The organism is Amycolatopsis roodepoortensis, from assembly GCF_014873915.1.
Taxonomy (GTDB): Bacteria; Actinomycetota; Actinomycetes; order Mycobacteriales; family Pseudonocardiaceae; genus Amycolatopsis; species Amycolatopsis roodepoortensis.
Map to the genome: position 1 here is coordinate 423,033 of NZ_JADBEJ010000004.1, position 21,853 is coordinate 444,885.

22 protein-coding genes are annotated in these 21,853 nt (G+C 70.1%); 5 read left to right on the top strand and 17 right to left on the bottom strand.

Annotation, left to right across the window (positions count from 1 at the left end):
- Positions 1 to 52 precede the first annotated feature (52 nt).
- The 4 genes from H4W30_RS12545 to gatC are packed head-to-tail and all read right to left on the bottom strand — an operon-like array spanning position 53 to position 3,870.
- Positions 53 to 562, bottom strand: coding sequence for a hypothetical protein (locus tag H4W30_RS12545; protein ID WP_192743006.1), 510 nt, complete (start codon positions 560 to 562; stop codon positions 53 to 55).
- Positions 555 to 2,060 (bottom strand): Asp-tRNA(Asn)/Glu-tRNA(Gln) amidotransferase subunit GatB, encoded by a 1,506-nt coding sequence (gatB, locus tag H4W30_RS12550; protein ID WP_192743007.1) that lies wholly within the window; start codon positions 2,058 to 2,060, stop codon positions 555 to 557. The genes H4W30_RS12545 and gatB overlap by 8 nt, the downstream gene beginning before the upstream one ends.
- The gene (gatA, locus tag H4W30_RS12555) at positions 2,057 to 3,574 is read right to left on the bottom strand and encodes an Asp-tRNA(Asn)/Glu-tRNA(Gln) amidotransferase subunit GatA (protein WP_192743008.1); all 1,518 of its coding nucleotides are present in this window, start codon (positions 3,572 to 3,574) and stop codon (positions 2,057 to 2,059) included. The genes gatB and gatA overlap by 4 nt, the downstream gene beginning before the upstream one ends.
- Positions 3,571 to 3,870: an Asp-tRNA(Asn)/Glu-tRNA(Gln) amidotransferase subunit GatC gene (gatC, locus tag H4W30_RS12560; RefSeq protein WP_005162012.1), complete on the bottom strand. Its 300-nt coding sequence runs from the start codon at positions 3,868 to 3,870 to the stop codon at positions 3,571 to 3,573. The genes gatA and gatC overlap by 4 nt, the downstream gene beginning before the upstream one ends.
- A gap of 244 nt (positions 3,871 to 4,114) precedes the next feature.
- On the opposite strand from gatC, the gene H4W30_RS12565 reads away from it, so the two are divergent.
- The gene (locus H4W30_RS12565; protein WP_192743009.1) at positions 4,115 to 4,768 is read left to right on the top strand and encodes an ACT domain-containing protein; all 654 of its coding nucleotides are present in this window, start codon (positions 4,115 to 4,117) and stop codon (positions 4,766 to 4,768) included.
- 150 nt (positions 4,769 to 4,918) lie between these two features.
- On the opposite strand, the gene H4W30_RS44195 is transcribed toward H4W30_RS12565, so the two are convergent.
- Genes H4W30_RS44195 through H4W30_RS12585 form a run of 5 tightly spaced genes read right to left on the bottom strand, consistent with a single transcriptional unit; the run spans position 4,919 to position 9,429 of the window.
- Complete coding sequence (locus H4W30_RS44195) at positions 4,919 to 5,047, bottom strand: hypothetical protein (RefSeq protein ID WP_264082842.1); 129 nt, start codon at positions 5,045 to 5,047, stop codon at positions 4,919 to 4,921.
- Positions 5,047 to 5,541, bottom strand: a complete 495-nt coding sequence (locus tag H4W30_RS12570) for a GNAT family N-acetyltransferase (protein ID WP_192743010.1) — start codon at positions 5,539 to 5,541, stop codon at positions 5,047 to 5,049. Before H4W30_RS12570 ends, H4W30_RS44195 begins: the two co-directional genes overlap by 1 nt.
- Entirely contained in the window at positions 5,534 to 7,666 is a 2,133-nt protein-coding gene (gene ligA, locus H4W30_RS12575; RefSeq protein WP_192743011.1) for an NAD-dependent DNA ligase LigA, read from the bottom strand. The genes H4W30_RS12570 and ligA overlap by 8 nt, the downstream gene beginning before the upstream one ends.
- A 10-nt stretch (positions 7,667 to 7,676) precedes the next feature.
- Positions 7,677 to 8,369 carry a hypothetical protein gene (locus H4W30_RS12580; RefSeq protein WP_192743012.1) on the bottom strand — a complete coding sequence of 231 codons (693 nt, stop codon included), beginning with the start codon at positions 8,367 to 8,369 and terminating at the stop codon, positions 7,677 to 7,679.
- 22 nt (positions 8,370 to 8,391) lie between these two features.
- Complete coding sequence (locus H4W30_RS12585) at positions 8,392 to 9,429, bottom strand: methionine synthase (RefSeq protein ID WP_192743013.1); 1,038 nt, start codon at positions 9,427 to 9,429, stop codon at positions 8,392 to 8,394.
- 120 nt (positions 9,430 to 9,549) lie between these two features.
- Between H4W30_RS12585 and H4W30_RS12590 the strand changes: the two genes are divergently transcribed.
- From H4W30_RS12590 to H4W30_RS12600, 3 genes are all read left to right on the top strand, one after another.
- Positions 9,550 to 10,359, top strand: coding sequence for a phospholipid scramblase-related protein (locus H4W30_RS12590; RefSeq protein ID WP_192743014.1), 810 nt, complete (start codon positions 9,550 to 9,552; stop codon positions 10,357 to 10,359).
- Between the two features lie 118 nt (positions 10,360 to 10,477).
- The gene (locus tag H4W30_RS12595; RefSeq protein WP_192743015.1) at positions 10,478 to 11,515 is read left to right on the top strand and encodes an MBL fold metallo-hydrolase; all 1,038 of its coding nucleotides are present in this window, start codon (positions 10,478 to 10,480) and stop codon (positions 11,513 to 11,515) included.
- Positions 11,512 to 11,955, top strand: coding sequence for a GNAT family N-acetyltransferase (locus tag H4W30_RS12600; RefSeq protein WP_192743016.1), 444 nt, complete (start codon positions 11,512 to 11,514; stop codon positions 11,953 to 11,955). Before H4W30_RS12595 ends, H4W30_RS12600 begins: the two co-directional genes overlap by 4 nt.
- On the opposite strand, the gene mnmA is transcribed toward H4W30_RS12600, so the two are convergent.
- Genes mnmA through H4W30_RS12620 form a run of 4 tightly spaced genes read right to left on the bottom strand, consistent with a single transcriptional unit; the run spans position 11,952 to position 16,967 of the window.
- Positions 11,952 to 13,043, bottom strand: coding sequence for a tRNA 2-thiouridine(34) synthase MnmA (mnmA, locus tag H4W30_RS12605; RefSeq protein ID WP_192743017.1), 1,092 nt, complete (start codon positions 13,041 to 13,043; stop codon positions 11,952 to 11,954). The two genes, H4W30_RS12600 and mnmA, sit on opposite strands and share 4 nt — an antisense overlap.
- A gap of 5 nt (positions 13,044 to 13,048) precedes the next feature.
- Positions 13,049 to 14,245: a cysteine desulfurase family protein gene (locus tag H4W30_RS12610; protein ID WP_192743018.1), complete on the bottom strand. Its 1,197-nt coding sequence runs from the start codon at positions 14,243 to 14,245 to the stop codon at positions 13,049 to 13,051.
- Between the two features lie 49 nt (positions 14,246 to 14,294).
- A complete protein-coding gene (locus H4W30_RS12615) occupies positions 14,295 to 15,689 on the bottom strand; it encodes an MFS transporter (RefSeq protein ID WP_225949308.1) in 1,395 nt (464 codons plus the stop codon).
- Positions 15,690 to 15,713: 24 nt separating this feature from the next.
- Entirely contained in the window at positions 15,714 to 16,967 is a 1,254-nt protein-coding gene (locus H4W30_RS12620) for a helix-turn-helix transcriptional regulator (RefSeq protein WP_192743020.1), read from the bottom strand.
- A 133-nt stretch (positions 16,968 to 17,100) separates the two neighbouring features.
- On the opposite strand from H4W30_RS12620, the gene H4W30_RS12625 reads away from it, so the two are divergent.
- On the top strand, positions 17,101 to 17,991 hold the full coding sequence (locus H4W30_RS12625) for an NADP-dependent oxidoreductase (protein ID WP_192743021.1): 891 nt from the start codon (positions 17,101 to 17,103) through the stop codon (positions 17,989 to 17,991).
- Between the two features lie 24 nt (positions 17,992 to 18,015).
- Here the strand turns inward: H4W30_RS12625 and H4W30_RS12630 are convergent, their stop codons facing one another.
- The 4 genes from H4W30_RS12630 to H4W30_RS12645 form a co-directional block, all read right to left on the bottom strand.
- Positions 18,016 to 18,924: a lysophospholipid acyltransferase family protein gene (locus tag H4W30_RS12630; RefSeq protein WP_192743022.1), complete on the bottom strand. Its 909-nt coding sequence runs from the start codon at positions 18,922 to 18,924 to the stop codon at positions 18,016 to 18,018.
- The gene (locus H4W30_RS12635) at positions 18,921 to 19,703 is read right to left on the bottom strand and encodes a GNAT family N-acetyltransferase (protein ID WP_192743023.1); all 783 of its coding nucleotides are present in this window, start codon (positions 19,701 to 19,703) and stop codon (positions 18,921 to 18,923) included. Before H4W30_RS12635 ends, H4W30_RS12630 begins: the two co-directional genes overlap by 4 nt.
- A 176-nt stretch (positions 19,704 to 19,879) precedes the next feature.
- Positions 19,880 to 20,839 carry an electron transfer flavoprotein subunit alpha/FixB family protein gene (locus tag H4W30_RS12640; protein ID WP_037341881.1) on the bottom strand — a complete coding sequence of 320 codons (960 nt, stop codon included), beginning with the start codon at positions 20,837 to 20,839 and terminating at the stop codon, positions 19,880 to 19,882.
- Positions 20,840 to 20,865: 26 nt separating this feature from the next.
- Positions 20,866 to 21,651: an electron transfer flavoprotein subunit beta/FixA family protein gene (locus tag H4W30_RS12645; RefSeq protein WP_126734521.1), complete on the bottom strand. Its 786-nt coding sequence runs from the start codon at positions 21,649 to 21,651 to the stop codon at positions 20,866 to 20,868.
- Positions 21,652 to 21,853: the final 202 nt, after the last annotated feature.

Consider the following 21,853-nt stretch of genomic DNA (forward strand, 5'->3'; position numbering starts at 1 on the left):
AAAGAAAGCGCTTTCTCACTGCACTCAGAGGACTAAACGCGAAGACGGGGGCTCAGGGACGCCGGGTGCGGGTCTCGGCGCGCAGGAGCCGGACGTCGAGGAACGCGACGACGACGGAGACGACAGCCGCCACCAGGCCGAGGTAGCGGCCGAGCCCGGTCCCGATCTCGATACCGGCGGCGGAGAAGATCCCGCGCTGGTCGGCGTCGAACTGCCAGTCGAGGGTGGTCCAGCCGAGCACCATCAGCAGCAGCGCGCCGACGGCCGCCATCTGCCACAGATGCGGCAGGCCCGCGCGGCGGACGGCGTCGACGCGGCCGAACAGCACGACGGCCAACCCGGGCAGGAACAGGAGGAAGAGCGGCGCCCAGGCCAGGAAACCCGCGTGCCACGCGTCGCGCGTGACGTCGTCGGCGGGCAACGTCGTCAGCGCGTCTTCGATCTCCGGGCGCGAGGCGGTCAGCGTCGTCCACGGAAGGAACAAGGCCACCAGCGCGAGCAGCCCGGCCGCGAGGCCGAGCCACTCACGCCAGGTGACCTTCTTCAGAGCGAGATCAGGCACCGACTCGCTCGACGATCAGTTCGCGCACGCGCTTGGCGTCGGCCTGGCCCTTGGTGGCCTTCATGACCGCGCCGACGATCGCCCCGGCCGCGGCCACCTTGCCGCCGCGGATCTTGTCGGCGACGTCGGGCTGCGCGGCCAGCGCCTCGTCGACCGCCGCGATGAGCGCGGAGTCGTCGGAGACGACCTTCAGGCCGCGCTTCTCGACGACCTCGGACGGCGAACCCTCGCCGGCGAGCACGCCCTGCACGACCTCCTTGGCCAGCTTGTTGGTCAGCTCGCCGGCGTTGACCAGCGCGATGACCTCGGCCAGCTGCGCCGGGGTGATCGCCAGCTCGGCCAGCTCGATCTCGCGGGAGTTGGCCTCCTGCGCCAGCGTGTTGACCCACCAGCTGCGGGCCTCGTCCGGCGTCGCGCCCGCCTCGACGGTGGCGGCGACCAGGTCGACCGCGCCGACGTTGAGCAGGTCGCGCAGCGCCTCGTCGGTCAGGTTCCACTCCCGCTGGATGCGCTTGCGGCGCTCCGACGGCATCTCCGGCAGCGTCTTGCGCAGCTCCTCGACCCATTCGCGCGACGGCGCGATCGGGACCAGGTCGGGCTCCGGGAAGTACCGGTAGTCCTCGGCGGTCTCCTTGGTGCGGCCCGGCGACGTGGTGCCGTCGGCCTCCTGGAAGTGCCGCGTCTCCTGCTTGATCGAACCGCCCTCGGCGAGGATCGCCGCCTGGCGGGTCATCTCGTAGCGCACGGCGCGCTCGACGCTGCGCAGCGAGTTGACGTTCTTGGTCTCGGTGCGCGTGCCGAATTCGGTCGCGTCCTTGGCCATCAGCGAGACGTTCGCGTCGCAGCGCAGGGAACCCTGGTCCATGCGGACGTCGGAGACGTCCAGCGCGCGCAGCAGATCCCGCAGGGCGCTCACGTACGCGCGGGCGACCTCGGGGGCGCGGCCGCCGGTGTGCTCGATCGTCTTGGTGACGATCTCGATCAGCGGCACGCCGGCGCGGTTGTAGTCGAGCAGCGAGTGCTCGGCGCCGTGGATCCGCCCGGTGGCACCGCCGACGTGCAGCGACTTGCCGGTGTCCTCCTCCATGTGCGCGCGCTCGATCTCCACGCGCACGACCTCGCCGTCGTCCAGCGTCACGTCGAGGTAGCCGTTGAAGGCGATCGGCTCGTCGTACTGCGAGGTCTGGAAGTTCTTCGGCATGTCCGGGTAGAAGTAGTTCTTCCGGGCGAACCGGCACCATTCCGCGATCTCGCAGTTGAGCGCGAGACCGATGCGGATCGCGCCCTCGACCGCCTTGCCGTTCACGACCGGCAGCGAACCGGGCAGGCCGAGGCAGGTCGGGCACACCTTGGTGTTCGGCTCGCCGCCGAACTCGTTGGCGCAGCCGCAGAACATCTTGGTGTTCGTGTTCAGCTCGACGTGCACCTCGAGGCCCAGCACCGGGTCGAACCGCTCGATGACGTCGGCGTAGTCCATCAACTCAACCACGGCGGTCACTTCTTTCCTCCCAGCTCCGGAACCTCGTGCACCAGCGAGCCACCGTTGGCGGCGTCGCGTGCGACCTCGTAGGCGGCGCCGACGCGGTACAGCCGGTCGTCGGCCATCGCGGGGGCCATGATCTGGAGGCCGACCGGCAGGCCGTCCTCATGCGACAGTCCACTCGGGACACTCATCGCGGCGTTGCCGGCGAGGTTCGACGGGATGGTGCACAGGTCCGCCAGGTACATCGCCATCGGGTCGTCGACGCGCTCGCCGATCTTGAACGCGGTGGTCGGCGTGGTCGGCGAGACCAGCACGTCCACCTTTTCGTACGCGGCCTCGAAGTCGCGCGTGATGAGCGTGCGGACCTTCTGCGCCGAGCCGTAGTAGGCGTCGTAGTAGCCCGAGGAAAGCGCGTACGTGCCGAGCATGATGCGGCGCTTGACCTCGGGGCCGAAGCCCTTCTCGCGGGTGAGCGACATGACCTCTTCGGCGCTGTGCTCGCCGTCGTCGGACACGCGCAGGCCGTAGCGCATGGCGTCGAACCGGGCGAGGTTCGACGAGCACTCGCTCGGCGCGATCAGGTAGTAGGCGGGCAGCGCGTAGGTGAAGTTCGGGCACGAGACCTCGACGACCTCGGCGCCGAGCGCGCGCAGCTGCTCGACGGCGGCCTCGAACGACCGCAACACGCCCGGCTGGTAGCCGTCGCCGGCGAATTCCTTCACCACGCCGACGCGGACGCCCTTGAGGTCACCGGTCAGGCCCTGGCGGGCCGCGGCGACCACCGGCGGGACCGGCGCGTCGATCGAGGTCGAGTCCATCGGGTCGTACCCGGCGATGACCTCGTGCAGCAGGGCGGCGTCGAGCACCGTCCGCGCGCACGGACCGGCCTGGTCGAGCGAGGAGGAGAAGGCGACGAGACCGTAGCGGGAGACACCGCCGTACGTCGGCTTCACGCCGACGGTGCCGGTGACCGCGCCGGGCTGGCGGATCGAGCCACCGGTGTCGGTGCCGATCGCGATCGCGGCCTCGAACGCCGCGATGGACGCCGAGGAACCACCGCCGGAACCGCCCGGGATGCGGGCGTGGTCCCACGGGTTGTGCGTCGGGCCGAACGCGGAGTTCTCCGTGGAGGAGCCCATCGCGAACTCGTCCATGTTGGTCTTGCCGAGCACCACGACACCGGCCTCGCGCAGCTTGCGCGTCACGGTGGCGTCGTACGGCGGGAGCCAGTTCTCCAGGGTCTTCGAACCGACCGTGGTCGGGATGCCCTTGGTGGTCAGCACGTCCTTGAGCGCCAGCGGGACACCGGCGAGCGCGGACTTCGGCGCGTTGCCGCCGGCGACGTCGGCGTCCACCGCGCGGGCGGCTTCGAGCGCGCCCTCGGTGTCGACGTGCAGGAACGCGTGGATGTGGTCGTCGACCTCGGCGATCCGGTCCAGGTGGGCCTGGGTGACCTCGACGGCCGACACCTCACGGGACTGGATCTTCTCCGCCAACTCGGCGGCGGTGAGCTTGATGAGTTCGGTCACTGTTCTTCTCCCAGAATCCGCGGCACCCGGAAACGACCCTCTTCGCTGGCCGGCGCACCGGCCAGCGCCTGCTGCTGGGTCAGCCCCGGTCGGACCGTGTCCTCACGGAACACGTTGGTCAGCGGCACGGCGTGCGACGTGGGCGGGACGTCCTCGCCTGCGACCTCGCTCACCTTGGCCACCGAGTCCAGGATCTGGTCGAGCTGGCCTGCGAAGACGTCCAGCTCCTCTTCGGTGACGGCAAGCCTGGCCAGCTTGGCGAGGTGCGCGACCTCGTCGCGGGAAATGTTGGGCACGCGGGTGACTCCCGGGGTGTGCTGTGCGGGTTCTGTCGGAAGCTGCAAGTCTATGGTGGCGGCGTCGGCGGACTCGACTGGGTTATGCCGCGGCCTGCGCTCCCATGTCGGGTAAGGAGTGCCTGGTTCGTTATCCCGCGCCCCGGACGTCGGTCCCCATTACCTCGTCCGGTCTGTCACAATCGGCGCCCGGCGTAGCGCGTTCCACGGCGAGGCTGGGACGCCTGAGGCGAGAGGGGCGCGTGTGTCGTTCCTGATCCGGGTCCAATTACCGGACACCCCGGGGACCCTCGGCGCGGTCGCCACCGCGCTCGGCACCGTCGGCGCCGACATCCTGAGCGTGGACGTGGTCGAACGCGGCGGCGGTGTCGCCGTCGACGACCTCGTCGTCGAAATCCCGTCCGGCAGGCTGCCGGACGCGCTCATCACCGCCGCCGAAAGCGTCGATGGGGTCGAGGTCGACGCCGTCCGCCCGTACGCCGGGGTGCTGGACACCCATCGCGAGCTCGAACTGGTCGAGGAGATCGCCGCGAAGCCCGCCGCGGGGCTGGAGATCCTCGCCGAAGGGGTGCCGCGGATCATCCGGGCGGGCTGGGCCGTCGTCGTCGAGCACGCCGAGGACGGCGCGATCCGGCTCGCGTCGTCCAACGCCGCGCCCGAGACGCCGATCACCGACCTGCCGTGGCTGCCGCTGGAACGCGCCACCATCCTCGACGCCGAGGAGGCCTGGGTGCCGGAGACGTGGAAGGAACTGGGGACCGAACTCGCGGCGACACCGCTGGGGAAGCCAGGGAAGGCACTGCTGGTCGCCCGGCCCGGCGGGCCGAACTTCCGGGCCGCGGAGGTGGCGCGTTTGGCGCACTTCGCGGGGATCGTCGCCGTCGTGCTGGACAGCTGACCTTCGCGTTTCGTCCTCTGGATGTCATGAAAGGGCCGTTCAGGACATTTCGGCCTGAACGGCCCCTCTTTCATGACATCCGCGAAGGGGTCAGCTCACGAGTCGAAGATCGCCTCGGCGCAAGCGCGGGACAGCTTCGCTCAGTCAGCGTTATTCGCGGGGCTCAAGCCACTTGCGGTCCGGGGGATCATCGCGCATCTCGCCCAGGTCCGCTTCCCAGCCCGCCCCTTCCAGCGCGAGGATGTCGGCGGTGGTGGTGATCGCCGTCGCCGAATTCATCAAAGCTCCAGGCCGTACGCGATCAGGGTGATCCCGGCATGCGGCTCCCAGTCCCGCTCGGGCAGCCGGACGAAGCCGAGCCGCTCGTAGAGCCGGTGCGCCCGCTCCATCGTGACCAGGCTGCACAGCACCACCCTCGTCACGCCGAGTTCCCGCGCCCGCGCGATGACCGCCCTGGTCAGCGCCTCGCCGATACCGCGCCCGGTCGCCGAGGGCAGCACGCCCAGCATCCGGAACTCCAGTTCGCCCTCGCGGGACAGCTCGGCGAACTCGGTCCCCGGCAGGGCGATGGTGACCGTGCCGACCAGCGTGCCGTCGCCGTCCACCGCGACCAGGAGTTCGGCCAGCTCCGCCCGCTTGGCGGCGTCGACGAGCTCCGCGGCGTAGCCGACGCCGTCGACCAGGCTCCGCTCCGCGGAGTACGCGGCCAGCGTGAGCTCCCCGACCGCCGTCAGCTCCTCGGGGCGGGCGGGCCGGATCTCCAGGTCACTCACCGGCTCCCTCCTCGGTCGGCAGCGCGAGCTCGGCCGCGGCCTCGGGGCCGCTTTCGAGCAGCACGCGGAAACCGTTCTCGTCGAGCACCGGCACCTTCAGCTGGACGGCCTTGTCGTACTTCGTGCCCGGAGCGTCCCCGACGACGACGAACGCCGTCTTCTTCGACACCGAACCGGCCGCCTTCCCGCCGCGGGCCATGATGTATTCCTTGGCCTCGTCGCGGGAATAGTCGTTCAGCGAACCGGTGACGACGATGGACAGGCCTTCGAGGTTGCGCGGGATGGACTCGTCGCGCTCCTCCTCCATCCGCACGCCCGCCGCGCGCCACTTCTCGACGATCTCGCGATGCCAGTCGACCTCGAACCACTCCTTCGCCGCGCGGGCGATGGTCGGGCCGACGCCGTCGACGCTGGAGAGCTCCTCCTCCGAGGCGTTCTCGATCCGTTCCAGCGAACCGAATTCCCGTGCGAGTGCCTGCGCCGCCGTCGGGCCGACGTGCCGGATCGACAGGCCGACGATGACCTTCCACAGTGGACGGTCCTTCACCGTCTCCAGGTTGTCCAGCAGCTTGCGCCCGTTGGCCGACAGCTCCCCTGCCTTGGTGCGGAACAGCTCCACCTGGAGCAGTTTTTCCTCGTCCAGCCCGAAGATGTCGCCCTCGTCGTGCACGACACCGGCGTCCAGGATCGCGACCGCGGCCTCGTAGCCGAGCACCTCGATGTCGAACGCGCCCCGGCCGCCCAGGTGGAACAGCCGCTCACGCAGCTGCGCCGGGCAGGACCGCGAATTCGGGCAACGGATGTCGATGTCGCCCTCCTTCTGGTACGCCAGCTCGGTGTCGCAGTTGGGGCAGCGCAACGGCATCACGAACTCGCGCTCCTCACCGGTGCGCGCGTCGGCGACCGGGCCGAGCACCTCGGGGATGACGTCGCCCGCCTTGCGGATGACGACCTTGTCCCCGATCAGCACGCCCTTGCGTTTGACCTCTTCCTGGTTGTGCAGCGTCGCCATCGCCACCGTGGACCCGGCCACCTTCACCGGCTCCATCACCGCGAACGGGGTGACCCGCCCGGTGCGGCCGACGTTGACCTGGATGTCCAGCAGGGTGGTGATCGCCTCTTCCGGCGGGTACTTGTAGGCGATCGCCCAGCGCGGGGCCCGCGACGTCGTGCCGAGACGGCGTTGCAGCGCGACCTCGTCGACCTTGATGACGACGCCGTCGATCTCGTGCTCGGCGTCGTGGCGGTGCTCGCCCCAGTATTCGATGTGCTCCAGCAGTTCCTTGCCCGAACCGAGCACCTTGCTGTGCGGCGAGACCGGCAGGCCCCACGCGGCGAGCGCGTCGTACGCCTCGGACTGCCGCTTCGGCTCGAAGCCCTCACGTTTGCCGAGGCCGTGGCAGATCAGTCGCAGGTTGCGCGACTTCGTGATCTTGGGATCCTTCTGCCGCAACGACCCGGCGGCGGTGTTGCGCGGGTTCGCGTACGGATCCTTGCCCGCCTCGACCATCTTCGCGTTCAGCGCCAGGAAATCCTCGACACGGAAGAACACCTCACCGCGGACCTCGACCAGTGCGGGCACCGGGAACTCGTCCGTCCCGGTCAGCCGCTCGGGCACCTGCTCCAGCGTGCGGACGTTGAGCGTGACGTCCTCGCCGGTGCGGCCGTCGCCCCTGGTCAGAGCGCGGGTGAGGCGGCCGTTCTCGTACAGCAGGTTGATCGCGAGCCCGTCGATCTTCAGTTCGGCGAGGTACTTCGTCGCGCGGATCTCCTTCTGGACGCGCTCGACCCAGGCCTCGAACTCGCCGGTGTCGAAGACGTTGTCCAGGCTGAGCATGCGCTCGAGGTGGTCGTGCGCGACGAACTCGGTGGAGAACGTGCCGCCGACGTTCTGCGTCGGCGACTCCGGCGTCACCAGCCCCGGGTGCTCGTCCTCGATGGACTGGAGCTCGTTCAGCAGCTCGTCGAACTGGCCGTCGGACACGATCGGTGAATCCAGCACGTAGTACCGGAACTGGTGACCGCGGATCTCCTCCGCCAGTTCGGCATGCCTTTCACGGACGTCGGCGGGCACGTCCGTGACGTCCTGTGCGGGCTCGGGGTTTTCGGGAAGTTCGCTGCTCACGGGGGTAACCCTAGTCGGGGGTACCGACATTTCCGGACAGCCTGCCGACGATTTCGCGTAGTTCCAGCAGGGTCAGCTGCCCGTCCTGGGCCTCGGTCACCAGCTCGACCTTGCCGAGGCGTTCGGCCGCGACCCGCTCACCCAGCGTGGCGTCCAGCGGCAGGAAGGTCATGGTCGTCCGGGTCTCCGGCGCCAGCTCGTCGATCAGCGGATGGAACACGGTCACGTCCACCCGTCCGGCTGATTCGTCCACCTTCGCGGTCACCCGCACGTCGGCGAGCGCGATCCGGGTCTCGCCGAGGTTGACGGTGACCTCACTCGGATCGGGGACCGGCGGCACCGAGTCGTGGTACTCCCAGATGGCGTCCTCCGGCGGCGCCGCGGCCTTCCACGCGTCGGTGTACGGGCGCAGTTCCGGATCCTCCTGGCCGGTCAGCACCAGCGAGTAGATCGCCCGGTGCCCACGATCGAGGGAAAAGTGCAGCCGGGGGTGCAGTGCCTCGACGATGGTGCAGAGATCGTGTTCCACCCGATGCGGTTCACGATCGCCGAGCGCGGCGCTGACCTCGGGCAGGAGCGCGAACCAGGCCTCCCAGAACTTCTCCGCCGCGGCGGCCGCGTCCTCGGGGACCGGCTGCTCCGGCCAGGCGGTGCGGGGGTCGGGAACGTCCTCGGTCTTGCGGGAGCGGCGGAACAAACGCATGACGGGCACGCTACCGCGCCGCTCACCAGCCTTCAGGCGGTTCGGTGAAAGCCTTGCCTGCCTCCCGGCTGAGCGTGAGCGCGCGGCGCATCCACTCGGGAGTGGCACCCGCCAGACCGCACGCCGGCGTCGGGACGACCCGTTCGGCGAGGATCTCGCGGCTGAAGCCCAGCCGGTCGACGAGTTTGAACACGGGCGTCACCACGTCGCGCAGCTCCACCGGGACACCAGGGTCGGTCGTGGGGACGAGGCCGAGCATCAGCGTCGTCCCGGAATCCAGCGCCTCGCCGATCTCGTCCAGCTGCGCGGGCGAAGCGCCCTTCAACAGGGTGAAATCGAAGGCGATCGCCTGCGCCCCCGCCGCGCGCAGCAACGGGATCGGCGGCTTTTCGGCGCAGCAGTGCACCGCGACCGGCTGACCGGTGACGCGTTCCGCCCCGGAGATCACCGTCGACAGCAGTTCGCGCGCCTCCGGGGCGGGCACGGCGGGAACGGTGCCGTAGCCGGACGCCGTCGGGAGATCGCCGGCGAGGACCGCGGGCAGCGACGGTTCGTCGAACTGGATCACCACCGGCGCGCCGATCCGCGACTTCAGTTCCGCGACGTGCCCGGCCAGTCCATCGAGCAGCGACGCGGCGAAATCGCGCAGTGCGCCCTTGTCGGTGAGGATCCGGTGCCCGCGCGGGAGCTCGACGTTCGCGGCGAGCGTCCACGGCCCGGCGACCTGGATCTTGAAGGCGGGCGGCGCGGCGCCCGCCTTCTCCCGCGCCTCCTGGACGGCGTCGAGGTCCCAGTTCATCAGGTCGACCGCGCGGCGGTGGTCGTGTCCGGGACGGGCAGCGACCCGGTAACCACTCGGCACCACCTCGACCGCGAGGTCGACCAGCAGCGCCGCCGTCCGGCCGATCATGTCGGCACCGACGCCACGGGCGGGAAGTTCGGGCATACAGGGGAATTCGGGCAGTTCGCCGAACACGATCGAAGCGGCCTCGACCGGATCGGTGCCGGGAAGGGAACCGATCGCGGTGGCCGCGCCAGGGGGCCAAGGTCGTTCGTTCACACCCGGATTCTCCCCTTGGTCCGAGTGTGCGGGGAGGCGGGGCACGGGAGGACACGGACATTCGACGCAATTGCCGTCGACGAGCCCGAGACGGCACTGAGCGCATTACGCTGACCTGCCATGACGAGCTCTCCACAGCCCGCCGGCTGGTATCCCGACCAGCAGAACCCCCGGGTGTACCGGTGGTGGGACGGGCAGGCCTGGACCGCGAACACGCGGCCGTCGCACGACGCCGAGATGATCGAGCTGGATGTCGAAGGCGCGCACGACCCCGCCAAAATCCGGGCGCAGGCGGCGAGGGGCACCCAAGGCCGCGGCGGCGGGGCCGTCGGCGGCGGGACGCTGTTCTCCGAACCCGTGCTGGTGGTCAACCAGCGCGCGAAACTCATCGAGATGGCCAACGAGTTCGGCGTGTTCGACCAGAACGGCAACCGCCTCGGCGGCGTCGTCCAGGTCGGGCAGAGCACGCTGAAGAAGGCCATCCGGCTGCTCACGAACTACGACCAGTTCCTGACCCACCGCTTCGAGATCCGCGACGCGAACCACAGCACCGTGCTGAAGGTGACGCGGCCGGCGAAGGTGTTCAAATCCCGGTTCCTGGTGACGAAGGCCGACGACTCCCCGATCGGCGAGATCGTGCAGGAGAACGTCTTCGGCAAGATCCGGCTGGGTTTCGTGGTCGACGGGCGGAAGGTCGGCGGGATCTTCGCGGAGAACTGGCGGGCGTGGAACTTCGCGATCAAGGACGAGGCGGACGTCGAGATCGCGCGGATCACGAAGACCTGGGGCGGTTTCGTGAAGGCCGCGTTCACCACCGCCGACAACTACGTCGTCGAGATCCACCGGCCGCTGCGGGACCCGCTGGCGTCGATGGTGGTGGCCTCGGCGCTGACCATCGACACGGCGCTGAAGCAGGACGACAAGGGCTGAGCTGTCTCCCACGAGTGACCGGGGTCTCACACTCCTGAAGTGGACACTCGGCTTCCGGCGGCACAAAGTGGAGTGACTGGGGCGGCACGCTGGAGTGCGTCCGGGACGGAGGGTCACCATGGAGCCGTTGCCCGAAGACGGCGAACGGGACTGGGCCGAGCCAGGCGTCTACACGGTCACGCCCGGCGTCCACCGGATCCCGCTCCCCCTGCCGCACGACGCGTTGCGCGCGGTCAACGTCTACGTCGTCACCGACGGGACCCGCCTGGTCCTCGTGGACTCGGGCTGGGCGCTGGAGCCGGCCCGCGAGCGGCTCGCGCGCGGGTTGAAGGCGCTCGGCGCCGATCTCGGGGACATCGACGAATTCCTGATCACCCACGTGCATCGCGATCACTACACCCTCGCCGTCGAACTGCGCCGCGAATTCGGCGGCACGCTCGGGCTCGGGAAACGGGAGGAGCCGTCGCTGGTCCGCTCCGGCGCCCCGGACCGCTTTCCGATGGAGGCGCAGGTCAGCCTGCTGGAACGCTGCGGCGCGGGGCCGGTCGTCGAGGAACTGGCCAAGGCCTTCGGCGGTGTCCGGCACACCGAGGCGCATCTGTGGGAACAGCCCGACGAGTGGCTCGTCCCCGGCAAACGCCAGATCGTGCCCGGCCGCGAGTTCGACATCGTGCACACGCCCGGCCACACCGACGGGCATGTCGTCTTCGTCGACGACGAGGCCGGGCTGGTGTTCTCCGGCGACCACGTGCTGCCGCACATCACGCCGTCCATCGGCTTCCAGCCGGTGCCCACGGAGCTGCCGCTGAGCGACTACCTCGACTCCCTCCGCCTGGTTCGCGAGATGCCGGACCGGCGCATGCTCCCCGCGCACGGGCCGGTCACCGGCAGCGTCCACGCCCGCGTCGACGAGCTGCTGGAGCACCACCGGGACCGGCTCGAAGTCATGGGCGCCGAGATCACCGCGGAAGTCACGACCGCGTACGAGGTCGCGCTGCGGCTGGGCTGGACGCGAAGGCAGCGCAAACTTCCCGACATGGACCCGTTCAACCAGATGCTCGCCGTCCTCGAGACCGGTTCGCATCTGGATCTGCTGGTGGCCCAAGGGAAACTCACCGCGACCGAGACCGACGGGGTGCGACACTACGCCTCATGATCATCCGTGAAGCGCGGCGGGAAGACGTCGCGGCGATCGTCGGGATGCTCGCCGACGACCAGATCGGCAGCACCCGTGATTCGGCCGACGACCTGACGCCGTACCTGAAGGCCTTCGAGCAGATCGACGCCGATCCGGCGCAACTGCTGATCGTCGCCGACGACGGCGGGGAGGCCGTCGGCACGCTCCAGCTGTCGATCATCCCCGGCCTGGCGAGGAAAGGCGCGCTGCGCGGGCAGATCGAGGCCGTCCGGGTGCGGGCGAGCCATCGCGGCTCCGGCCTCGGCGGCGAGCTGATGCGGTGGGCGATCGACGAATCACGGCGGCGGGGCTGCGCCCTCGTCCAGCTGACGTCGGACGTGAAACGCGAAGACGCGCACCGGTTCTACGAACGCCTCGGTTTCGAGGCCACGCACACCGGCTTCAAGCTGAAGTTCTAGCGAGTCCCTGAGATCTTCGCACTGCCGAGCACGAGGTCGCCTTCGGCGGCATCGGTGCGGTACAGCACGACGACCTGCCCCGGAGCGACGCCGCGCAGCGGCTCACGCAGCTGGATGCTCACCGAGTCGCCGGAAGCCTCCGCGACGGCCTCGACGATCCCGCCGTGCGCGCGCACCTGGACGACGCATTCGGTCGGTCCGTCCAGTGGCCGCTCGCTCGGCCAGATCGGGCGGTCCGCCTCGATCACGTTCACGCCGAGGTCCCGCGCGGAACCAACCTTCACCGTGCCCGAAACGGGCTCCAGCGAGAGCACGTAGCGCGGCCGCCCGTCCGGCGCCGGCGCCTCGATGCCGAGCCCCTTGCGCTGGCCGACGGTGAAACCGTGCACGCCGGTGTGCTCGCCGAGCACCGCGCCGGTCTCGGCGTCGACGAGCTGCCCGGGACGCTGGCCGAGCCGCTTCTCCAGGAAGCTCTTCGTGTCCCCGTCCGGGATGAAGCAGATGTCGTGGCTGTCCGGCTTCTTGGCCACCGACAGGCCGCGGCTCGCGGCCTCGGCGCGCACGTCGGTCTTCCACGAGTCGCCCAGCGGGAACAGCGAATGCCGCAGCTGCTCCGGGGTGAGCGAAGCCAGCACGTACGACTGGTCCTTGCCCGTGTCGACGCTGCGCCGCAGCTCCGGCACACCGTCCACAAGGGACAGACGGGCGTAGTGCCCGGTGGCGACGGCGTCGAAGCCGAGCGCCATCGCCTTGTCCAGCAGCGCCTCGAACTTGATCTTCTCGTTGCAGGTGACGCACGGGTTGGGCGTCCGGCCCGCGGCGTACTCGCCGACGAAGGTCTCGATGACCTCTTCGGTGAAGCGCTCGGCGAAGTCCCAGATGTAGAAGGGGATGCCGAGGATGTCGGCCGCGCGCCGCGCGTCGCCGGAGTCCTCGATCGTGCAACAGCCGCGGGATCCCGTGCGCAGCGTGCCGGGCTTCGCCGACAGCGCCAGGTGCACCCCGACGACCTCGTGCCCGGCGTCCACGGCGCGCGCGGCGGCCACCGCCGAGTCCACTCCCCCGCTCATCGCGGCCAGTACGCGCATCTTCCTCACACCTCTTGCTTCTGCGTCTGCTTGCGCATTCCGGCGAGCCCCGCCTGCCTCGCCCTGTCGACGACGCCCGCGATCTCCCTCGAAACCGCTTCAACGTCTTCCGGTGCCGAGGTATGCCCGAACGAGAACCGCAGCGACCCGCGCGCGGCCGCGGGTTCGGCACCCATGGCCAGCAGCACGTGGCTCGGCTGCGCGACACCCGCCGTGCACGCCGAACCGGTGGAACATTCGATGCCCTTGGCGTCCAGGAGCATCAACAGGCTGTCACCCGCGCAACCGGGGAAGGTGAAATGGGCGTGCGTGGGCAGCCGTTCACCCTCGCCGCCGTTGAGCACCACGTCCGGCACCTCGCGCCGGACGGCCTCGATCAGGTCGTCCCGCAGCTCGGCGACGCGTTTGGCGTACTCCTCGCGGGCGTCGACCGCGACCTTCACCGCCGTCGCGAACGCGATCACCGCGGGGACGTCGAGCGTGCCCGAACGCACCGCGCGCTCCTGACCGCCGCCGTGCAGGACCGGCACGCACGCGGTGTCGCGGCCGAGCAGCAGCGCGCCGACGCCGTACGGGCCGCCCAGCTTGTGCGCGGTGAGGGTCAGCGCCGCGGCGCCGCTTTCGGTGAAGTCGACCGGCACCGCGCCGACGGCCTGGACGGCGTCGGTGTGCAGCGGGATCTCGTGCTCGGCGCAGACGCCGGCGAGCTCCGCGACCGGGTTGACCGTGCCGACCTCGTTGTTCGCCCACATCACGGTGACCAGCGCGACCGTCTCGGGGCGGTCGCCGATGGCGGTGCGCAGCGACTCGGGAGTGACCCGGCCCGCCTGGTCGGCCTCGACCCAGGTGATCTCGGCGCCCGCGTGCTGCTCCAGCCATTCGACGGACTCGAGGACGGCGTGGTGCTCGACGGTGCTGCACAGCACCCTGTTCCGCTTCGGGTCCTCGCCGTTGCGGGCCCAGAAGATGCCCTTGACCGCGAGATTGTCGCTCTCCGTGCCTCCGGCGGTGAAGATCACCTCGGACGGCCGGGCGCCCAGCGCCTCCGCGATCACCTCGCGGGCTTCTTCGACCCGGCGGCGCGCCCGGCGTCCCGAGGAATGCAGCGCGGAGGCGTTGCCCACTGTGGACAGCGCCTCGGACATCGCCGCTACGGCTTCGGGCAACATCGGGGTGGTCGCCGCGTGGTCGAGATAGGTCATCGCATCTTTCAGGGTAGCCCGTTCCGGGGCGTGACCAAGCCCACCCTGGTCAGCGGGTGGCGGCGCTCATATCCGACGGCCACCGGCCGGTCAACCGCACGCCCAGCAGCGCGATGCCGGTCAGCACCACCGAAAGCACCAAGATCGCCACCGAAGGCTCCTTCGCCGAAGCCAGCGAAGCGAGCAGAACACCACCCAAACCGATGGTCAGAGCCGATCCGACCCAGTCGCCGAGCTGCAGCGCCGAGGTGTTGAACCCGCGTTCGGCCTCCGGCGAGTAGCGGAGCAGCAGTACCGAGATCGCGGGCATCGCGATCCCCATCCCGGAGCCGCCGACGGCCGACGCCACGAACGCCATCCAGCCGGGGAACGAGGGCAGCGGGACGAAGACGAAGATCGCCAGACCGGCCGCGACCAGCGCGAATCCGGTCCGCAGCGACGCTTCGCGCGACCAGTCGAGCATGCGGCCCTGGAGCATCGACCCCGCCGACCAGCCCAGCGCGGTCACCGTCAGCGGCAGCCCGGCCAGCGCGGGGCTGTAGCCGTGGACCTCGGTCATCGTGAGCGGCAGATAGGCCTCCATCCCGGCGTACGCGCCCGCGATCAGCGCGCGCGAGGCGATCACTGTCGGCAACCCCGGGCGCGACACCAGCGTCCCGGCGGGCAGGAGTTTGCGGAGCGCGTACGCGAGGGCGACCAGACCGGCACCGCCGTAGGCCAGCGCCGCGAGGGACGGGTGCTGCGCCGCCCAGGTGAGCGCGGCGACGCCGAGCGCGGCGACCACCGCGGGCACGACGCCCGCCCGGCTGGCGGATTCGCCGGGTACGTGGGCAGGCAGCTTGCGCGTGACGACGACCAGCAGCGCGAGCCCGATCCCGGTCAGCGGGATCAGCCCGAGGAACACCCAGCGCCAGCCGACGCTCACGGTCACCACGCCCGCGATCGAAGGACCGATCACCGCCGGCAGCACCCACGCGGCGGCGTTGGCGGCGTAGATCACCGGACGTTCGCGGTCGCTGAACGTGAGCGCGATCAGCAGCGACACCGAGACCAGCAGGAGCCCGGAACCGAAGCCCTGCAATCCCCTGCCGAGCAGGAGCAGCGGCATGTCGTGCGCGAGCCCCGCGACCAGCAGCCCGGCGGCGAACAACGCGGTACCGGCGAGCAGCGCGGGCGCCGGGCCCTTGCGGTCGCCGAGGCGTCCGGAAAGGACGGTCGCGACCACGCTGGCGACCAGGAACGTGGTGAACGGCCAGGCGTACAGCGCGAGGCCGTCGAGATCGGCCACCATCGTCGGCATCGCGGTGGCGACGCCCATGCTCTCGAACGCGATGAGCGTGACCATGAGCAGCAGCCCGATGGTGGTCACGCGGTGTTCAGGTGTCCAGAGCACACCCTTCGGCTTGGCCTCGTCCCCAGTGATCGTCATACGACGAGCCTGCAACCTCCAGCCCGGTGGAGGTCAAGGTCACGACACCGACTCCAGGCGCAGCTCACGCGCCAACACGGCGGCCTCGCCGCGCGACGTGACCTCCAGCTTCCCCAAGATCTTCCGCACGTGGAACTTCACCGTGTGCTCGGTCAGCGCCAGCTCGTCGGCGATCTGCCGGTTGCGTTTCCCGCGCGCGATCCCGGCGAGGACTTCGAGTTCGCGCGGGTTCAACCGGTCGAGCGGACGCAGTTCCGGTGTTTCCTGGACGCCCAGCGGCAGGACCGCGGTGATCGTGGCGCCCCAATCGGGCACGGCGTCGACCTCCCAGCGGCCGCCGAGCGGGGTGATCCGCTCGGTGAGACCGCCGGCGGGCACGGCGCGGGCGACGTCCGGGCCGTCGTCGCGCACGGTGACCCGGAGGTGCTGCCCGTCGATCCGCCAGGACGCCCGGACCCGGCCGGCGCCCCGCTCCAGCGCGGCGAGCACGAGGCCGCGCGAGACCGTGCGCGCGGTGTGCGCGATGTCCTGCGGGAGCGGCCGTTCGTCGTCCGGCCCGGCGAGGTCGACGGTCACGTCGTCGTGGCGCACCAAGGGAGCCAGCTGCGTGGCGAGGGTGTCGAACGCCTCCGAAGCGGGCTCAGCCGAGAGTTCCTGATCGCGGTCGGCGATCGAGCGCAGTTCGACCAGCGCGGTCGCGGCGAGATCGGTCGCGGTCTGCCGGGCGGCGGCGTCGCCGAGCTTGCGGGACCGCAGCACCGCGAGCAGCGACGTCAGCGTGGTGGCGTGCGTCTGCCCCAGATCGGTGATCGCCCGCGCCCGCGCGGTCGCCGCCGCGATATTGCTCTCCAGGACGGCGGGCTCGGGGTCGGTGGCGCGCTGGGCGGCGTTCACGCTCACGATGTCCCACAGCTTCGCGACGAAGTCGAGCGCGCTACCCGACGGCGCGTCCTCGGTGGGGACGAGCGCGATCATCGCGCCCTTGCCGATCACCGGTGCCGAAGTCAGGACGACGAGCTTCCGGCGCTTCCCGCCGAGCGTCTCTTCGGCCACCACCGCCTTGCCCGGGACGCCGAGCGCGGCGAGCCGCTGAAGCTCGGCGCTCGTGACCGCGCCGGTGATCGCCGGATCGCCGTGGACCTTGATCGGCAGGCGGGAGCAGTCACCGGTCTCCATGGCGGCGGCGCGATGCGGCAGCACGGCCGCGGCCGTCGCGGAGAAGCGCGGCAGGAGTTCGGGGCGCGGAGCGGCGAGCATGTACTCGACCTGGCTCAGCACGTGCAGCGGGTCCATGACCCCACAGTAAGCGCGTTCCGACGCGGGGACGCTGCTCTCCCGGCTAGTGAACACTGCTCGTCCGGCTGGTTCGGGCGGGGCGCGGGCGCCGGTTGACTGATCGCAGCGAAGAAATCCGATAGGAGTGAACATGCGAGCGATCACCATCACCCAGTACGGCGAACCGGATGTCCTGCAGGCGGCCGAGGTCCCGCTGCCGGAGCCCGGCCCGGGTCAGGTGCGGGTCGCGGTCAAGGCCGCGGGCGTCAACCCGATCGACTGGAAGATCCGGTCCGGCGCGATGGCGGAGGTCCGGCCGGTCGAATTCCCACACATCCTCGGCCTGGAACTGGCGGGCGTCGTGGACGCGGTCGGCGAAGGCGCCGAGTTCGCCGTCGGGGACGAGGTCTTCGGCTGGTCCGACACCGGCGCGTACACGGAGTACGCGCTGGCGACCACCGTCATCCGCAAACCCGCCGGCCTTTCGTGGGCGGAGGCCGCCTCGTTGCCCATCGTCGGTGAGACGGCGTTGCGAGTGCTGGGCGAACTCGAGGTCAAACCGGGCGAGACGGTGGTGATCCACGGCGCGAGCGGTCAGGTCGGCCGGATCGCGACGCAGGCCGCCGTCGCGCTGGGCGCCACGGTCGTCGGGCTCGCCGGGGCGTCGTCACTCGACGAGGTGAAGGCGCTCGGCGGGGTGCCGGTGCGGTACGGCGACGGCTGGGTTTCGCGGGTCCGTTCGGTCGCGCCGGACGGCGTCGACGCGGTGTTCGACGCGGCGGGCTTCGGTGTCCTGGCCGAGTCCGTCGATCTGCTCGGCTCACCCGACCGGCTGATCACCATCGCGGATCCGGCGGCTTACGCACAGGGGCTGAAGTTCTCGGCGAGCGGCTCGCAAACCCAGGCCGTGCTGGAGGATCTGGTCGCGCGGGAGCTGAAGCTGAAGCTGGGCTCCAGCTACGCGCTCGCCGATGCCGCCGAAGCGCACCGCGAGAGCGCGACCGGTCACGCGGGCGGGAAGATCACGCTGGCCCTGTCCTGAACCTCGTGAGTGGTAAGGACGGTTCTAACCGTCCTTACCACTCACGAGACCTGACACCTTCGTGACCTCCACTGCCGCCGGAACCGCTGCCGCGCGCCGCCGCCGCTGCACCGGGATCTGCACCCGGCCGAGCGCCGCCTGCACCGCGGATTCGGCCAGCAGGGCCAATTCCCGCCGGTCCGCAGCGCGGCCCGGCGCGATCTCCGGGCACACGTGCACCTCCAGCACCAGACCGCGCAGGGCCGCGACCCGCCGCAGCGAAGCGATGAGCGACTCCGGCCCGATGAACGCCGGCTGGGTCGTCTCCCGCCCATCGGCGAGCCGGAACCGCAGCGCGAGCGGCCGCACCGGGACTCCGCCGTCGATCGCGGCCTGGAAGGTCGCCGGGCGGAACCGGCCGGAGCCGAGACCGCACCAGGTGGTGCCTTCCGGCGTCACGCTCACGAGTGATCCGCCGCGCATCGCGGCGGCGAGTTCGTCCATCGTCGCGGGCAGGCTCCGCAGGTTCTCCCGGTCGAGGAAGATGCTGCCGCCGCGGCGCACCAGCAGGCCGAGCACCGGCCAGGCGCCGACCTCCTTCTTGGCGAGCGCCCGCATCGGCTGGACGGCGTTGACCGCGATGATGTCCAGCCACGAGATGTGGTTGTTCACCACGAGCGCGCCACGGCCGGGCACGGCGCGGAAACGCTCGTCGCCGAGCACGCGCAGCTTCACCCCGAAGGATTTCAAGATCCCCAGGAAGAGCAGGCGCACCAACCGTTCCCGGGGCATGCCGCGCAGCACGAGCACCAGCGGCGCCGACAGGAAGGCGCCGAAGATGACGCCGATCGCCGCGGTGAACCGCAGGACGCGCCGGCCGAACGCCACCGTCGGCGCGCCTTCGCTCAGGCAGCCGTCGCCGCACGGCGACTTCGGCATCCAGGCGTGGGTCATCCCTGCACTCCCAGGAAGTACTTGAGATACCGCTCGTCGACGTTGTGCAGATCCAGCAGGACGAAGAAGTCCGCGACACCGAAATCCGCGTCGAGCGCGGGCGGGCCGTAGATCTTCGCACCCAGACGGGTGTAGCCCTTGATGAGCGGCGGGAGGATCGCGCGGGAGGGCCGCTCGACACCTTCGGTCCGCCACGGGTTCAGCGGCGTCACCCGAAGGGATTCATCCGCGTAGTGCTTGGCGCGCAGGACATCCCAGACGCCCGCCGCGTAAGCCCCGCCGTCGGTCAGCGGCACGGAGGCGCAGCCCGCGAGATACCGGTGGCCGGCCAGCAGCATGTAGCGCCCGATCCCCGCCCAGACGAGGCTCACCACGGCGCCGCTGCGGTGGTCGGGATGCACGCACGAACGCCCCGTCTCGACCAGCGAAGGCCGCAGCGAATCGAGCGCGGTGAGATCGAATTCGCTGTCGGAGTACAGCTTTCCCGCCCGCGCGGCCCGATCGGGCGGCAGCATCCGGTACGTGCCCACGATCTCGCCGGTGTTGTCGTCCCGCACCACGAGGTGGTCGCAGAACTCGTCGAAGTAGTCGACGTCGAGCCCGGGTTCGAGGGAATTGAGCGTCGCCCCCATTTCCTCGGCGAACACCTGATGGCGAAGGCGTTGCGCGGCAACGACTTCTTCGTTCCCGTTCGCCACGAGAAGGGAGTAACGCGGCGCATCGGCCGGGAGTTCGACACCTGCCTGGTCAGTACTGACGAGGAGCTGTGACGTCGTCATAAGCCAGGTCTACCCCTCGGGGGGTACCAACGACAATGCGCCCGATGGCCGAATAGTGCACGTTCAGTTAATTGCGGGTTCTCAGGCTTCTCTCAGGATGGAAGATCACTTCCGGGTAACAGAAAAGGGACCGCCCGGGAAATAAATCCCGGACGGCCCCGCTTCGAACGAAGGACTCAGCCCTTGCGCTTCTGGACCTCTTCGGTCAGCTGCGGCGCGACGTTGAACAGGTCGCCCACCACACCGAAGTCGGCGATCTCGAAGATCGGCGCCTCGGCGTCCTTGTTGACCGCGATGATGGTCTTCGAGGTCTGCATGCCCGCGCGGTGCTGGATCGCGCCGGAGATGCCGAGCGCGATGTACAGCTGCGGCGAGACCGTCTTACCGGTCTGGCCGACCTGGAACTGCGCCGGGTAGTAGCCCGAGTCGACGGCGGCGCGGGATGCACCGACTGCGGCACCGAGCGAGTCGGCGAGCGCCTCGACGACGTCGAACTTGTCGGCCGAGCCGACACCGCGGCCACCGGAGACGACGACCGAGGCCTCGGTCAGCTCCGGCCGGTCGCCGCCGACGATCGGCTCGACGCCGGTGATCTTGGCGGACTTCGCCGGGTCACCCGCGGGGACCTCGACGGTCTCCTCGGCCGCGGCACCCTCGGCCGGGGCCGCCTCGACCGCGCCCGGGCGGACCGAGATGACCGGGACACCCTTGGTGGACTTGGACTTCACCGAGAACGCGCCACCGAAGATGGACTGGTCGACGCTGCCGTCGCCGTTCACGCCGACGGCGTCGTACAGCAGACCGGAGCCGAGGCGGACCGCGACCCGGGCGGACACCTCCTTGCCCTCGGCGCTGGCCGCGACGAGCACGGCGGCCGGGGAGGTCCGCTCCGCGAGCGCGGCGAGGACGTCCACCTTCGGGGTGACCAGGAAGCCGGTGGCGTTGTCGCCCTCGGCGACGTACACCTTGGCGGCGCCGTGCGCGGCGAGGGCTTCCTTCGCCTTGGCGGCGGTGCCGGTCGGGCCGACGACGACCGCGGACGGCTCACCCAGTTCACGAGCGGCGGTCAGCAGCTCGAGCGTGACCTTCTTGACTTCACCGTCGACGTGGTCGACGAGGACGAGTACTTCAGCCATTTCCCTATTCCTCCTCGAAACCTGTCTCAGATGAGCTTCTGCGCGACCAGGTAGGCGGCCACCTTGCTGCCGCCGTCACCCTCGTCCTCGACGCGCTCGCCGGCGGTGCGCGGCGGCTTCGGGGAGGCTTCGAGCACGGACGACCAGGCGTTGCCGAGGCCGACCTCGCCGGCGTCGACGCCGAGGTCCGCGACGGTCAGCGTCTCGACCGGCTTCTTCTTGGCGGCCATGATGCCCTTGAAGGAGGGGTAGCGCGGCTCGTTGATCTTCTCGCCGACGCTCACCACCGCGGGCAGGTTCGCCTCGAGGTGCGTGACGCCGTCCTCGGTGTAGCGGTCGGCCTTGATCGAGGTGCCCTCGACGGTTAGCTCGTTGACGTGGGTCAGCTGCGGCAGGCCGAGCAGCTCGGCGATGATCGCCGGCACGGCGCCACCGCGGCCGTCGGAGGCCTCGTTACCGGTGATGACCAGGTCGAAGCCTTCGACCTTCGAGATCGCGGCGGCGAGCACCTTGGCGGTGGCGATCGCGTCGGAGCCGTGCAGGGCCTCGTCGGAGACGTGGATGGCCTTGTCGGCGCCCATGGACAGCGCCTTGCGGATCGCGTCGGTCGCGCGGTCGGGACCCACCGAGACGACGGTGACCTCGCCCTCGCCGGCTTCCTTGATCTTCAGGGCTTCTTCGACGGCCTTCTCGTTGATCTCGTCGAGCACGGCGTCGGCGGATTCGCGGTCAAGAGTGTTGTCGGCACCGGAGAGCTTCCGCTCCGAGTAGGTGTCCGGTACCTGCTTGACCAGGACAACGATGTTCGTCATGGGTCTACTTCGACCTCCCGTTGGTGGCCGGCGTCGGCCACGGGGCAACAGCTCTACTGGCCGGTAGATTAGGGCCATTTCAGCGCCGGGGCCCCCCGAGGTGACCTCATTCACCTGGATGCACGTTTTAGTGGGACCATCGTCCAGGTAATTCACCCGGAAGTGAGTGTTACCGGCCGACTAACCCGAACGGCCGTATTCC